The sequence below is a fragment of the Brevundimonas sp. Soil_N_31 genome (genome assembly GCF_057655995.1).
This window is the reverse complement of sequence record NZ_JBDGLE010000005.1, coordinates 130436-145086: the sequence shown is the minus strand read 5'-3', so window position 1 is coordinate 145086 and position 14651 is coordinate 130436. Positions and strand designations below refer to the sequence as shown.

Sequence of the window (14651 nt, the reverse complement as noted above, 5' to 3'; positions counted from 1 at the left end):
TCAGTGTCTTTTCGTGTCTGAACTTTGCTTGTCTTTTAGGTCAGGCGCGGCGGTCAGGCCATGGCCTCGGCGAGGAAGGTCTCGAGTTCCTTCAGGTGTCGGCTCATCAGGCCCGCAGCGGTCGAGGCCGAAGCCGGACGACCGACGTAGCGCGCGCGCTTGGCCTTCACGTTCAGCTTCTCGAGCGTCAGCTCGATCCACGGATCGACGAAGGTCCAGCCGCCCATGTTCTTGGGCTCTTCCTGACACCAGACCAGATCGGCGTTGGGGAAGCGCGCCAGTTCCGCCGAGATCGACTTGATCGGCCACGGATAGAACTGTTCCAGACGCAGGATGTAGATGTCGTTGACGCCCGCCTTCTCGCGCGCGTCCAGCAGGTCGTAATAGACCTTGCCCGAGCAGACGATGACCTTGCGGATGTCCTTGTCGGCCTTGAGCGTGACGCCCGCCACGTCCGGACGCAGCTCGGCGTCGTCGCGCAGCACGCGGTGGAAGGACGAACCCTCGGCCATGTCGGCCAGGGTCGAGACGGCCTTCTTGTGACGCAGCAGCGACTTGGGCGTCATCAGGATCAGCGGCTTGCGGAACGAGCGGTGCAGCTGGCGACGCAGGATGTGGAAGTAGTTGGCCGGCGTCGTGCAGTTGGCGACCTGCATGTTGTTCTCGGCGCACTGCTGCAGGAAGCGCTCCAGGCGGGCCGAGGAGTGCTCGGGGCCCTGGCCCTCATAGCCGTGCGGCAACAGCATGGTCAGGCCGCTCATCCGCAGCCACTTGCGCTCGCCCGAGGAGATGAACTGGTCGATCACCACCTGGGCGCCGTTCACGAAGTCGCCGAACTGGCCTTCCCACATGGTCAGGGTGTTCGGGTCGGCCAGCGAATAGCCGTACTCGAAGCCCAGCACCGCCTCTTCCGACAGGGCCGAGTCGATGACCTCGAAATGGGCCTGACCTTCGCGCAGGTTGTTCAGCGGGAAGTAGCGCTGCTCGGTCGTCTGGTCGGTCACGCCCGAGTGACGCTGCGAGAAGGTGCCGCGCACCGAGTCCTGACCCGACAGGCGGATGTTGTAGCCTTCATCCAGCAGGCTTGCGAAAGCCAGGCTCTCGGCCGTGGCCCAGTCGATGTTCGCGCCGCTCGACACCGCATCGCGACGGCCGTCGATGACGCGCTTCAGCGTCTTGTGCATGTCGACGCTGTTCGGGATCGTCGTCAGGCGGTGGCCGTAGTCGAGCAGCTTCGCGGCCGGAACCCCGGTCTTGCCGCGCTGTTGCTGATCATCGCCCGCATCGACGCCCAGCCCCTGCCACTGGCCGTCCAGCCAGTCGGCCTTGTCGGCCTTGAAGGTCTTGCCGGCTTCGAACTCGGCGTCGAGGAAGGCCTCGAAACGGGCGATCTCGGCGTCGGCCTCGGCCTGGCTGAGAACCCCTTCGGCGACCAGGCGCTTGGCGTAGATCTCCAGCGTGGTCGGCTGGTTCTTGATCTTCGCGTACATCAGCGGCTGGGTGAAGGTCGGATCGTCGCCTTCGTTGTGGCCGAAGCGGCGGTAGCAGAACATGTCCACCACCACGTCCTTGTGGAACTTCTGACGGTATTCCGTGGCGACCTTCGAAGCGAAGACGACCGCTTCGGGATCATCGCCGTTGACGTGGAAGATCGGCGCCTGGACCATCAAGGCGACATCCGACGGATAGGGCGACGAGCGCGAGTTGCGCGGCGCCGTGGTGAAGCCGATCTGGTTGTTGATGACGAAGTGCAGGGTGCCGCCGGTGCGGTAGCCCTTCAGCCCCATCAGGGCGAAGCACTCGGCCACCACGCCTTGCCCTGCGAAGGCGGCGTCGCCGTGGATCAGCAGCGGCACGACCTTGGAGCGGTCCAGCACCCATTCGTTGTCCGGCTTGCCGACGTTGACCTCGGCCTCGCGGATGTCGAAGGCCTGCTTGGCGCGCGCCTTGCCCAGGACGACCGGGTTGACGATCTCGAGGTGCGACGGGTTGGCGGTCAGCGACAGGTGGACCTTGTTGCCGTCGAACTCACGGTCCGACGAGGCGCCCATGTGGTATTTGACGTCGCCCGACCCTTCGATGTCCGACGGCACGGACGAACCGCCCTGGAACTCGTGGAAGATGGTCTTGTAGGGCTTGCCCATGACCGCGGCCAGGGTGTTCAGGCGGCCACGGTGCGCCATGCCGAAGACGATCTCATCGACGCCCAGGGCGCCGCCGCGCTTGATCACCTGCTCCAGCGCCGGGACCATGGCCTCGCCGCCGTCCAGGCCGAAGCGCTTGGTGCCGGGGAAACGCTTGTGCAGGAAGCGCTCGAAGCCTTCGGCCTCGACCAGCTTCTTGAAGATGGCCAGCTTGCCTTCCTTGGTGAAGGCGTTCTGCTCGAACTTGTCCGGGCCTTCGAAGCGCTGCTGCAGCCAGGCCTTCTCGTCCGGCTCGGCGATGTGCATGAACTGCACGCCGATGTTGCCGCAGTAGGTGCGCTTCAGGATCTCCAGCACCTGGCGGACCGAGCCGGTCTCCAGGCCCAGAACGCCGTCCAGGAAAATCGGGCGATCCATGTCGGCGGCGGTGAAGCCGTAGAACTCGGGCGTCAGCTCCGGGTTCTGGATCGGCGGCTCGATGCCCAGCGGGTCTAGGTTGGCCTGCAGGTGGCCGCGCACGCGATAGGCGCGGATCAGCATCAGGGCGCGGATGGAATCGTGGGCGGCGGCGCGCACGTCGGCGGCCGAAACGGCGCCCGAGGCGTCAGCAACCGGAGCGGTCGGGCGAGGGCCGGGCTTGCCGGCGGCCTTGGGATCGACCTTAGGGGCGGGCCAGCGGCCGTCGAACACGGCGGTTTCCTCGGTCGGCTCGGAAGCGCCAGAACGGCCCCAGGAGCCGGCGGCGGCCGACTGCTTCACCAGGTCGGCGTTGTCCTTCAGCTGATCGAAGAAGGCGCGCCATTCCCCCGACACCGAGCCGGGGTCCGCAGCCCATTTTTCGTGCAGGTCCTCAATGAAGGCGGCGTTCGCGCCATAGAGGAAGGAGGTCTCGGCAAAGACCTGGTTCAGCCGACCCGCATCGTCCGCCATTTTTCTCTCAATCGTCCCTTTACAACCGCCCGCGCACAGCCGCGCGGAGAGCAGCGCCGTTCATATAGGCCCTGTTTCCTTACTGGTCATGACCGAAGGGAGGCGGACCGGGTGGAAATTGGTCGAATCGGCAAGAAAAAACGCCCCCGGACGATTCCGGAGGCGTTACAAAAGGTCACACGGCGCGAAAAACACCCCCGGAACGCGGATAGATCAGACTTTGGTCCAATCCGCCGCCCGCCCGCCGCCGAACCCACCCTGAAGTGAATCCGGCGCTCAAGCAGCGAGCAACCACGTCGCAAGGTTCGCGCCGCGCCTCCAAAGAGGCGCTGAAACAGCGAGCCGCCGCGCGGCGAGCGTTAGCGCCCGCACGCGCAGCGTGCGCTGCTGAAGGGCTTAGCCCTTCAGCACTTCGACCAGAGTCGTGCCCAGACGCGCCGGCGACGGCGAGACGCGGATGCCCGCGGCCTCCATGGCGGCGATCTTGGATTCCGCATCGCCCTTGCCGCCCGAGACGACGGCGCCGGCGTGGCCCATGGTGCGGCCCTTGGGCGCCGTGCGGCCCGCGATGAAGCCGGCCATCGGCTTCTTGCGGCCCTTCTTGGCTTCGTCGATCAGGAACTGGGCGGCGTCTTCTTCAGCCGCGCCGCCGATTTCACCGATCATGATGATGGACTCGGTGGCGTCGTCGGCCAGGAACATTTCCAGCACATCGATGAACTCGGTGCCCTTGACCGGGTCGCCGCCGATGCCGACGGCCGTGGTCTGGCCCAGGCCTTCGTTCGTGGTCTGGAACACGGCTTCATAGGTCAGGGTGCCCGAACGCGAGACGATGCCCACGTTGCCCTTCTTGAAGATGTTGCCCGGCATGATGCCGATCTTGCACTCGTCCGGGGTCAGGACGCCGGGGCAGTTCGGGCCCAGCAGGCGCGAGTTCGAACGGTCCAGGCGGGCCTTGACGCGCACCATGTCCTGCACCGGAATGCCTTCGGTGATGCAGGTGATGAAGGGGATCTCGGCCTCGATGGCCTCGATGATGGCGTCGGCCGCGCCTGCCGGCGGGACGTAGATGACGGTGGCGTCGGCGCCGGTGCGCTCCTTGCCTTCGGCGACCGAGGCGAAGATCGGCAGGCTTTCGCCGTGCGAGCCGGTCCAGGTTTGGCCGCCCTTGGTCGGGTGCACGCCGCCGACCATCTGGGTGCCGTGATAGGCCAGGGCCTGTTCGGTGTGGAAGCCGCCGGTCTTGCCGGTCAGGCCCTGAACCAGGATCTTGGTGTTCTTATTGACGAGGATGGACATGTGTCTGTGCTCTGAATTCTGTGTGTCTGCTGGGCGGTAGCGGCGCTTACGCGACCGCCGCGACGATCTTCTGGGCGGCGTCGTCCAGGTCGTCGGCGGCCTGGATGGTCAGGCCCGACTCGTTCAGGATCTTCTTGCCCAGCTCGGCGTTTGTGCCTTCCAGACGCACGACCAGCGGCACCTTCAGGCCCACTTCCTTCACCGCGGCCACGACGCCCTCGGCGATGACGTCGCACTTCATAATGCCGCCGAAGATGTTGACGAGAATGCCCTCGACCTTCGGGTCAGCGGTGATGATCTTGAAGGCCGCCGCGACCTTGTCCTTGCCGGCGCCGCCGCCGACGTCGCAGAAGTTGGCGGGCTCTTTGCCGTACAGCTTGATGATGTCCATCGTCGCCATGGCCAGGCCGGCGCCGTTCACCATGCAGCCGATGTTGCCGTCCAGCGCCACATAGGCGAGATCCCACTTCGAGGCCTCGATCTCCTTGGCGTCTTCCTCGGTCTCATCGCGCAGGGCGCGGATGTCTTCGTGGCGGTACAGGGCATTGCCGTCGAAGCTGACCTTGGCGTCCAGAACGCGCAGACGGCCGTTCTCCATGACGATCAGCGGGTTGATCTCGAGCATGTCCATATCCTTCTCGACGAAGGCCTTGTACAGGATCGGGAACAGCGACTTGCCGTCTTCGGCGGCGTCGCCCGTCAACTCCAGCGCGGCGTTGATGGCGGCGATGTTCTCGGCGGTGACGCCGGCTTCCGGGTTGATGGCGATGGTGTGGATCTTTTCCGGGGTGGCGTGGGCCACTTCCTCGATGTCCATGCCGCCCTCGGTCGAGACGACGAAGGCCGTCTGACCGACCGAGCGGTCGACCAGCAGCGAGCAGTACAGCTCACGGGCGATGTCGGCGCCGTCTTCGATGTACAGGCGGTTGACCTGCTTGCCGGCCTCGCCCGTCTGGGCGGTGACCAGGGTGTTGCCCAGCATTTCCTTGGCGTGGGCGACGGCTTCCTCGATCGAGAAAGCCAGACGCACGCCGCCCTTGGCGTCGGCGCCCAGTTCCTTGAACTTGCCCTTGCCGCGGCCGCCGGCGTGGATCTGCGACTTCACGACATAGAGCGGGCCAGGCAGTTGCTTGGCGGCGGCTTCGGCCTGGTCGGCCGAGGTGATGGCGACGCCCGCCGCGACCGGGGCGCCGAAGCCCTTGAGGACTTGCTTGGCCTGATACTCGTGAATGTTCATGTCTGGATCCGCGCCGTTAGGGAGGTTTGTGGAAACTTTGGCCGCGCTTATAGGCGTCGCGCCTTCGCCTGCGCAACCGTCTGTCGTCTTATGGCCCGGCAAGGCTTTTCTTATGCACGGCGACCGCCCCTACGCCGCGACCGCCATTAGATCGACAACGGATCAGGATCAGTCGACCCAGTCCTTCTTCAGCGTTCGCGATGCGCCGAACAACAGGATGGAAGCCATGAGATAGAAGCCCATGCCGGTGTAGATGGCCCAGCGCAGGCTCTCGTCGCCGAAGGTCGGGCGCAGCAGGTCGCTCATCCAGCCGAAGTAGTAGAAGCCCACGGCCAGACCGAGCAGGTTGTTGATCAGCAGGAAGATGGCCGAGGCGGTCGAGCGCATCGGCGCCGGCGCCAGATGCTGCACCGCCGCCGTCACCGGCCCCAGCCAGGCCAGGTTCAACCCCGTCGGAATCAGGAAGATCAGGAAGGCCAGCGCAAGAGCCATGGCGTGACTGCCGCCGCCCGGGATCAGGCCGATCAGCCAGGGCGAGTTCATCGCCAGGATGAAACAGGGCGCCGAAATGATGAAGGCCACGGCCGGCACCAGCGGATAGGCTCCCTTGGACCGGCGCGCCATCTTGTCCGCCAGCGAACCGCCCAGCCAGATGCCCAGCAGTCCGCCGATCAGGGCGATGCCGGCGTAGTACCAGCTGACCTGCGCCAAGGTCAGGCCGAAGCTGCGCATGAAGAACAGCGGCAGCCAGCCCGCCACGCCATAACCGCACACCGAGGACGACGCGGCCCCCAGCGCCAGCAGCCAGAAACTGCGCTTGCGCATGATGACCGAGCCCGTGGCCCGCGCGATGAACAGGGAGACGCCGATCACCGCGAACAAACCTGCGCCGAAGAACGGAACAAGCGGGTTGTCGAGGCCCGCGCCGAACAGGGACAGCAGACCCAGCCCGGCCAGGACGCCGGCGACGCCGAAGCAGACCAGGGCGACCTTGCGGCCCAGGCTGACATCGCCCTCAATCGGAACCGAGGCCGGCGCCGCAACCGCGGCCTCAACCTTGGCGGCGGCGTCCGCACCGCCGCGCTGCGGATCACGCACCGTCAGCCGCAGCAGGGGCGCGACCAGGACGCCGAGCACCCCCACGACGATGAAGGCGGTGCGCCAGCCGTACTGCGCCGCCAGCAGGCCGCCGACCAGGGTGCCGCCCGCCGTGCCCAAGGGAATGCCGAAGGCGAAGGCGGCCAGGGCCCGCGCCCGCTGGTTGGGCGGGAAGTAGTCGGCGATCAGCGAGTAAGCCGGGGCCACCCCGCCGGCCTCGCCCACGCCCACCCCCATGCGGAACAGGAACAGCTGGCCAAAGGATCCCGCCACCCCGCACAGGGCGGTGAAACCCGACCAGACCGTCAAGGCGCCGGTCATGATCCACACCCTGCTGGCCCGATCGGCCAGCCACGCCAGGGGAATGGCCAGGGTCGAATAGACCGAGGCGAAGGCGATGCCGCCCAGCAGGCCGAACTGTTCGTCGCTGAGCTGGAACTCCTGCTTCAGCGGCGCCGCCAGGATGCCGATGATCTGCCGATCCACGAAGTTCAGCATGTAAACAAAGATCAGGATCGCCAGCACATAGTAGCGATAGCCTGGCGAGACGGCGCTTCCCTCGGCCTTTGCGGCTTCGATCTGGCTCATGGACGTTTCCCGACTGATTTACTTGCGACGACGGTAGCGGCCGCGCCGCTCTGCGCCACGAAAAAAGAAGGGCGGCGGCTCCAACGAACCGCCGCCCGCGACCAGATGATCAGGCGTTCAGGAGAAAGCTCCAGATCAGAACTTGTACTGCAGCGACGCCGTCACGGTGCGCGGCGGGCCGTAGTAGCCGATCACGGAGTCGTTGTAGAAATCGCCGACCGGCGTCTTGGCGAAGTTGTAGCCGCCGACGCGGTATTCCTCATCGGTCAGGTTCTTGCCGTACAGGCCGACGGTCCACTTGTTGCTGGGGTCCGTCCAGACGATGGACAGGTCCACCAGGGCGAAGGCTTCCTGGTCCAGATCGGCGTTCGGATACTCGAACTGGCTGTAGTCGTCGCGATAGCTGACCGACGGCGTCACGGCCAACGCCCCGCCCGCCAACTGTCCCTGCCAGGTCAGGCCCAAATAGCCGGTCCACTTCGGCGCGTTCTGCAACACGACGAGATCGGAGATGTCCTCATACTGCTGGGTGACCAGATTGTAGCGAATGAACTTCTCGAACTTGGAGTCCAGGTAGCCGACAGCGAAGTTTGCGGTCAGGCTATCGGTCAGGATCAGCGAGCCCTCGAACTCCGCGCCATGGAACTTGGAGGCGCCGACATTGTCGACGAAGCTGGCGATGCCACCCGGCGCCGGAACCTGGGTCGTGATCTGCTGGTCCTGGTACTCGTTATAGAAGATCGCCGAAGCGAAGTTCAGACGACGATTGAAGGCCGACCCCTTCAGGCCGATTTCATAGGAATCGACGGTTTCAGGCTCATAGCCGTTGACGGTATCCGGCGTCAGGATCGCATCGCCGCGCATGTCGAAGCCGCCCGACTTGTAGCCCTTCGAATAGGAGGCGTATCCGGTGATGCGGTCCGAGAAATCGTAGGACAGCGAGACCTTCGGCGTGAACTGATCAAAGGACTTGGAGCGGGTGTAATCCGTGCGCAGCAGGATCGGATTGCGCGCCGTGCCGCCCAGCAGCGGGCTGCGCGTCGCGCCCAGATAGTTGGCGCGGAAGACGTGGCCGGTCTTGTCGTCGATCGTGTAGCGCGCGCCCAGGCCCAGGTGCAGACGGTCGGTCAGGTCCAGATTGACGTCGGTGAACAGGGCGACGCTGGTCGTCTCCACATAGCCGGCCGTGCCGATCACGATGCCGAAGTTCTGGGCGATCGTATCGAAGGCGCCCGACGCCGTACCGTCCAGATAGAAGATCCCCGCCACGCCCTGGATCCGGTCCGTGCTGAACAGCGCCTGGAGCTCCTGGGTGAACTGGTGGTCACCGTACACCGCAGGGATGTCCAGCGTCGGCGCTGGCGTGTTGTCAAAGTCGATCAGGGTGTCCGTGTCGCCCGTGCGATAGGCTGTAATCGATTTGAAGGTCCAGACATCGTTGAGGTCGACCTGCGCCGTCAGCGACACGCCCTCGGTCGTGACCTTGTTGCGATCGCCCAAGCCCGCATAGGTATCGTACACGCTGCCCGGCACGCCCGCGCCCGGGCCGACGCCCGGCCGCTCGCGGTGGCCGTGACGGGGGTTGGAGCGGTCCTCGACCCGATCATAAGCCAGGCGGAAGAAGGCGTTGTCGTAGGGCTGGAACTCGACGCTGACCCGCCCGGCGATGACGTCCTTGTCGTAATGCTCGGCCCCGGTGTTCAGGTTCTTGCCGAAACCATCACGATTGTAGCTGGCGACAGCCGCGCCGATACGTAACTTGTCGGTCACCGGCATGGAGCCCTGAGCCAGGAGATCGATCTGGTTATAGCTGCCGTAGGCGCCGCGGAGCGTCAGTTCCGGCATGTCCGGATCCAGTCGCGACGTCACGTACTTGATGGCGCCGCCTACCGTGTTGCGGCCGTACAGCGATCCTTGCGGCCCGCGCAGAACCTCAATCCGCTCGATGTCGAAGATGTCGAGCACGGCGCCTTGGGGGCGCGCCACATAAACATCGTCCACATACAGGCCCACGCCCGGCTCGAAGCCCCACAAGGGATCCTGTTGGCCAATGCCGCGAATAAACGAAATGAGGGTGGAGTTGGAGCCGCGCGCCACCTGCACCGTCGCGTTGGGCGTCTGCTGCTGCAGGGCGGTGATATCCGTGGCGCCGGTCTGTTCCAGGCGCTCGGCGCTCATCGCCGACACCGACACGGGCACGTCCTTCAACGCTTCGTCGCGACGGCGCGCGCTGACGATGATGTCGTCGACCGACGAAGCCTGCTCGCCGGTCGAGGGCGCGTCCTGGGCCTGAGCCTGGGCAGCCGAGGCCATCACGCCGAATGCGGCGCCCGCCAAGAGGGCGGTCTTCACGAGTCTGTTCATTTGCATCCCAATCCTGTTTCCAGCCCGAGCGACGCTTTTATTCAGCGTTCAATGATTTTTTGCATTGGTGACGGTCTTTCGCCCGCCTGTCAAACGGCCAAGCCTGATTTCCGTCACAGAAAGACCCGCCCTGTGGCGCCGTTGCACTAACCCCCAAAGCGCGACTAGCTTCCGGCCATGACGAAGAGCGACCTGCCGCCGCCCCAGATTCCGCCGCTGCCCCTCGCGCCCGCCCGGCGCGGACGGCCCAAGAAGTCCAAGGCGGCCGCGGCGGGCGAGACGCGCGAAGCCATTCTGAACGCGGCCGAGGATCTGTTCTCCAAGCACGGCTTCTACGGCGTCACCATCCGCGAGGTGGCGCGCGAGGCGGGCGTGGATACGGCTCTGGTCCACTATTATTTCGGGGCCAAGAAGGAGTTGTTCGACGCCGTCTTCAACCGTCGCGCCGAGGTGTGGAACGCCGAGCGCGTCGCCGCCGTCGATCGTTACGCCGAGGCTGCAGGCGACGCCATGACGCTGGAAGGGCTGTTCGAGGCCTTTCTGCGCCCGCCGTTCCAGTGGTCGCTGAAGGGCGGGCCGGGGTGGAAGCACTACGCCGCCCTGGTGGCCCAGACCAACGCCAACCCGGCCTTCGGCGGAGAGACCATGGCCCGCTATTTCGACCCGGCGATCCGTCGCCTGCTGGAACTGGTCAAGCGCATCATGCCCGAGGCGGACGAGGCCGATCTGTACTGGGCCTATCACAATCTGTCTGGCGCCCTGACCCTGACCCTGGGCGAGACAGGGCGCCTGGACCGCCTGTCCGGCGGCCTGTGCCAGTCGGGCGATCTGGACAGCGCCTGCGACTACATGGTGCGGTTCGCCGCCGCCGGCTTCCGCGCCGTCTGCGGTTCGAGGCGCGCGTGACGGCTCGACTGGATTTCTCGCCGGGGTCCAAGGCGCGGGACTTCCTGCGCGGCCTGGCGGTGGCCGTCGGGGCGGGCGTCTTCCTGGCGCTGGGCGGCGCCTTCGGCTCCAACGGCGCGCCGCTGGCCCAGCGTCTGGCCTATTGGGTGCCCGTGCTCGTCGTCGGCGGCCTGTGGGGGCACCTATGCAGCCTGCTGGTCGAGCGCTTCATCGACGTGGACGCGCGCCCCTGGCTGGGCGTCGCCGCCCTGACCCTGGTCATCACCGGGCCGCTGACGCTCATGGTCTGGGCCATGACCGGCCTGATGTTCGAAGGTCGGCTGCGCCACGCCGACGACCTGCGCCACTTCTTCCCGCCGGTGGCGCTGATCACCGCCGTGCTCAGCATCCTGAACGTCTTCCTGGGCCGCAAACAGCCGGTCGAAACCCACGCCGCCGCGCCGGGCGCCGCGCCCGCCCGTTTCCTCGACCGCCTGCCGCCTCGCTTGCGCGGCGCGCGGCTGATCGCGGTCCAGGCCGAGGACCACTATCTGCGCCTGCACACCGACAGAGGCTCGGACCTGATCCTGATGCGGCTGTCCGACGCCCTGACTGAGCTGGAGGGGCTGGAGGGCGCCCAGACCCACCGCAGTTGGTGGGCGGCCAAGGGCGCCGTGGCCTCGGTCGCGCGCGGCGACGGCCGCGCCGCCCTGACGCTGGACGGCGGCCCCGGCGGCGAACTGGTCGTGCCCGTCAGCCGCCGCTACGCCAAGGCCCTGCGCGACGCGGGCTGGTGGTGAGCCGCTACAGCCAACGCTTCTTGCGGAAGACGAGATACGGCAGGGCGGCCGACAGGATCATCGCCCCCACCGCCGCCGGGTAGCCGTACTGCCAGTGCAATTCCGGCATCACGTCGAAGTTCATGCCGTAGATTGAGGCGATCAGCGTCGGCGGCAGCAGGGCCACGGCCGCGACCGAGAAGATCTTGATGATCTGGTTCTGCTCCAGATTGATCAGGCCCAGGGTGGCGTCCATCAGGAAGGTCACCTTGGACGACATGGAGACGCTGAGCTCGCTCAGCGCCGCCGCATCGCGTTGCAGCAGACGCACGGTCTGGCGCGCCTCGCGATCCGCCTTGCCCCCGGCGCGCGCGCCCGACAGCGCCGCGTGATAGGCCAGCAGTCGTTGCAGGCTGGACAGGCTCTCGCGGATCAGGGCCAGAAAGTCGCCCGCCCGGCCAATGTCCTGGATCACCAGTTGCAGGTTATGGCTCTCCACCGCCTTGGGATCGCGCTTGCGGAAGATCTGGCGCGAGATGGCGTCCAGCTCCAGTCCCTTCATCTCCAGGGCGTCGGCGTAGCGGTCGATGACGGCCTCGATCAGCCCCATCATGATGGCCTCGCCTCCGGCCAGCTTCTCGCCCGGCTTGTGGGTGGCGCGGGCGATGAACAACTGGAAGGAGCGCGGCTGGCCGTAGCGCACCGTCACCAGCCGCCCGCCCTTGAGGATGAAGGTCACGGGCGTCTTGACCGGATCGTGCGTCTCCAGGTCCGTGGCCACGGCGGCGATCATGAAGACGCCGCCGTCTTCGGCGTAGAGGCGGGCCGACGGCTCGACATCGTCCATCTCGTCCCGGCTGGGGATGTCGATGCCGGTCAGGGTCTCCAGCGCCGCCACCTCGTCGGCGGTCGGGGAGACGAGATCGATCCAGCACGCGGGGCCGTGATCCACGGCCGTATCCAGGCGCACGAGCCGATCGGCGCGCCAGTCATAGGCGTTCAGCATAAGTCGCTTCCTTTCGCGAGGACGCCCTCGCGCGGAAGCGGAGCGTCCTCAGAGCGTCGAAGAAGTTGAAGACGGACTTCGGTCTTCGGGGTTCATCTGAGGGTTTCCAAAAAGACGCCGCCCCAGGATAGGCATCTGGGCGGCGAAGGGGTCTTGGCCCGTTCGGGGGCGGGGGTCAACCGCACGCCGACGGGCCGCCGCGAGGCGATGGCGCGGTGTGGCTTTCACGCCCAGTTTCCATGGAAGGCCGCCGGCAGGGCCACATCGGCGCGCCAGGTGGCGACCGGGCCGTCCTCGACGTGCATCAGGTCCAGGACGTGCAGTTCGCTGACCCCCGCCTTCAGGTTGATGGTCGGGCCGACCAGCCAGGCGTCGGCCTCGTGCGTCCCGCCGGGCTTGGGGACATAGACCATCTCGTCCGTCACATGACCGGGGCCGAAGTCGAAGGACCGCGTGCGGCCGGACGACCAGTCGGTGACGGCGACCGCCGAAGCCAGGGGCCGGTCGGCGCGCTCGCCCGTGGTGTGCAGGCTGAAACGGCGGGCCAGCCCGGCCCGGCGCGGGTCGCTGCGCGGGAACTCGCCGACGACGCCCGTCCGCTCCAGCCGCCCGCGGCCGTTCGGCGACAGCACGACCATGGCCAGCTCGGCCGGTTCGCCGCCCAGCGGCACGCCGTTCAGCACCTCCTGGGCGCCGCGCGCGGCGAAGTCCATGTCCTTGTGCGCGCACAGGTCGAAGCGGATCGTGCCGTCCGCCTCGTCCCAGGCGTCGCCCACGTGAAAGAAGCCGAAGGGCGGCAAGTCGTAAATCCGCCGCTGGGTCAGGTCGGCCTTGTCGACCACCAGCACCTGCGTCCCCGCCTCGGGCGTCCAGTCGAAACCCGCCGACATCGGCGCGCCGTTGCGGACATGCACCCAGGGCTGCAGCACGATGACCAGATGCCGGGCCGTGGCGCTGAAGTCGTGGATGTAGCTGGCGCGCGGCAGGGCGATCACCTCGGCGTCCTCGAGCGCGCCATCCGCCGCCAGGCGCCAGACCATGGCCTGGCGACCGTTCACGCCCAGGTTCCAGATACGGCCGTCCGGCTCGATGCGCGGATGGGCCAGGAAGGGCATGTTCTTCAGATCAGGCCGCAGCGTAACGAAGTCCTCGGTTTCCAGCGTCTCGGGGTCCATGGCCAGGGGCGAGCCCGCCTCCCACAGCGCCCACAGCCTGCCGCCGACCTTGTGCACCGAGGTGTTGGCCGGACTGGCGTCGTCGGCCGAGCCGATCTTGGCGCGCGGGTCCGCCACCGTGCCGAAGCCGGGCATCAGCATGGCCCCAACCTCGGCTTCCTGGCGCCGCTTGCGGGTGTCGGCGAAGCGGGCGGCCAGGCTGGCCTGACCGTCCTGCACTCGCCAGCGACGGATCAGGCCGTCGCCGTCGAACCAGTGCTGGGACGAGCCGCCCGGACGCCGGAACTTGGCCGGCCCGTTGCGGTAGAGGCTGCCCGACAGCCCCTGCGGCGCCCGGCCGTGCACCAGACGCAGGGCGCGCGGGGCCACGTCGCCCTCGACGTCGGCGGTGGCCAGGGACCAGTCGGCGGTCGCCGCCAAGGCTTGCAGACCATAGGCTCGATCAGGGGCCAGGACGCGGGCGGCGGCGAGCGCGGCGGCGCCCATGAACAGGGTGCGGCGGGTGGGGGTCATGGCGGTCTCTTCAGACAACGGGGCTTAGCGGATGCGGATGGTCTGGGCCGTGGCGCCGGAAACGTCGAAGCGGGCGCGCTCCCACCTGGCCGGCCCCATGTTGCCGACGGCGTTGTTGGAGAAGGCGAAGGGTTCGGTCGGCATGCCGAACGGATTCACATCCATCTTTCCGTTGCCGTTGACGTCGTGGAACGCCTTCATGCCGTAGGCGCCGGCGGGCAGGTTCTCGAACACGACGGCGCGCTCGCCCGCCGCCACATCGACCCGCGCCGCACGGCTGGGCGCGCCGCTCTCATAGGCGGCCTCATCGGCGTAGAGGGCGACCATGACGGCGCCGGTCTCGGCTCCCGTCTCGAAGGTGAAGGTCAGGCGGTTGTCGGCGGATTGGGCGGCGGCCGGAGCGGCGACGGCCAGAGCGGCGGCGATAGGGAGAAGGCGGATCATGGCGGGCGTCCTTATGGGCGTGGCGAGAAGTCGCCGCCTTTCTTCCTCTCCCCGCCAGACCCCGCCAGCGACCTTGCGTCCGCGACCGCCGCGCTTTCGCCAACGACCCCCGCCCGCCGTTCACGAAGCGCCAATGACCGGCTTGGACGCGCCTGCGGCAGCAGCCCGGCTTGCTCCCTGCGCCGAGGG

Annotated in this window: 10 protein-coding genes; 2 read left to right on the top strand and 8 right to left on the bottom strand. The window is 67.0% G+C overall.

Annotated features, from left to right (window positions below):
• Positions 1-53 precede the first annotated feature (53 nt).
• The 5 genes from AC3A3G_RS10075 to AC3A3G_RS10055 all read right to left on the bottom strand — a co-directional run bounded on the left by AC3A3G_RS10075 (position 54) and on the right by AC3A3G_RS10055 (position 9660).
• Complete coding sequence (locus tag AC3A3G_RS10075; RefSeq protein WP_487488106.1) at positions 54-3074, bottom strand: 2-oxoglutarate dehydrogenase E1 component; 3021 nt, start codon at positions 3072-3074, stop codon at positions 54-56.
• A gap of 396 nt (positions 3075-3470) precedes the next feature.
• Positions 3471-4373, bottom strand: a complete 903-nt coding sequence (gene sucD, locus AC3A3G_RS10070) for a succinate--CoA ligase subunit alpha (protein WP_087141820.1) — start codon at positions 4371-4373, stop codon at positions 3471-3473.
• Positions 4374-4419: 46 nt separating this feature from the next.
• Positions 4420-5610, bottom strand: coding sequence for an ADP-forming succinate--CoA ligase subunit beta (gene sucC, locus AC3A3G_RS10065; protein WP_087141821.1), 1191 nt, complete (start codon positions 5608-5610; stop codon positions 4420-4422).
• 168 nt (positions 5611-5778) lie between these two features.
• Complete coding sequence (locus AC3A3G_RS10060; RefSeq protein WP_368924302.1) at positions 5779-7296, bottom strand: spinster family MFS transporter; 1518 nt, start codon at positions 7294-7296, stop codon at positions 5779-5781.
• Positions 7297-7431: 135 nt separating this feature from the next.
• Positions 7432-9660: a TonB-dependent receptor gene (locus AC3A3G_RS10055; protein WP_200168273.1), complete on the bottom strand. Its 2229-nt coding sequence runs from the start codon at positions 9658-9660 to the stop codon at positions 7432-7434.
• A 177-nt stretch (positions 9661-9837) separates the two neighbouring features.
• Between AC3A3G_RS10055 and AC3A3G_RS10050 the strand changes: the two genes are divergently transcribed.
• Together AC3A3G_RS10050 and AC3A3G_RS10045 are read left to right on the top strand one after the other, a co-directional pair.
• Positions 9838-10566, top strand: a complete 729-nt coding sequence (locus AC3A3G_RS10050; RefSeq protein ID WP_200168274.1) for a TetR/AcrR family transcriptional regulator — start codon at positions 9838-9840, stop codon at positions 10564-10566.
• Entirely contained in the window at positions 10563-11345 is a 783-nt protein-coding gene (locus tag AC3A3G_RS10045) for a LytTR family DNA-binding domain-containing protein (RefSeq protein ID WP_289647835.1), read from the top strand. The genes AC3A3G_RS10050 and AC3A3G_RS10045 overlap by 4 nt, the downstream gene beginning before the upstream one ends.
• 4 nt (positions 11346-11349) lie before the next feature.
• Here the strand turns inward: AC3A3G_RS10045 and AC3A3G_RS10040 are convergent, their stop codons facing one another.
• From AC3A3G_RS10040 to AC3A3G_RS10030, 3 genes are all read right to left on the bottom strand, one after another.
• On the bottom strand, positions 11350-12330 hold the full coding sequence (locus tag AC3A3G_RS10040) for a magnesium transporter CorA family protein (protein ID WP_200168275.1): 981 nt from the start codon (positions 12328-12330) through the stop codon (positions 11350-11352).
• 224 nt (positions 12331-12554) lie between these two features.
• Positions 12555-14018 carry a carotenoid oxygenase family protein gene (locus tag AC3A3G_RS10035; protein ID WP_200168276.1) on the bottom strand — a complete coding sequence of 488 codons (1464 nt, stop codon included), beginning with the start codon at positions 14016-14018 and terminating at the stop codon, positions 12555-12557.
• A gap of 24 nt (positions 14019-14042) precedes the next feature.
• Complete coding sequence (locus tag AC3A3G_RS10030) at positions 14043-14462, bottom strand: DUF2141 domain-containing protein (RefSeq protein ID WP_289647837.1); 420 nt, start codon at positions 14460-14462, stop codon at positions 14043-14045.
• Positions 14463-14651 lie beyond the last annotated feature (189 nt).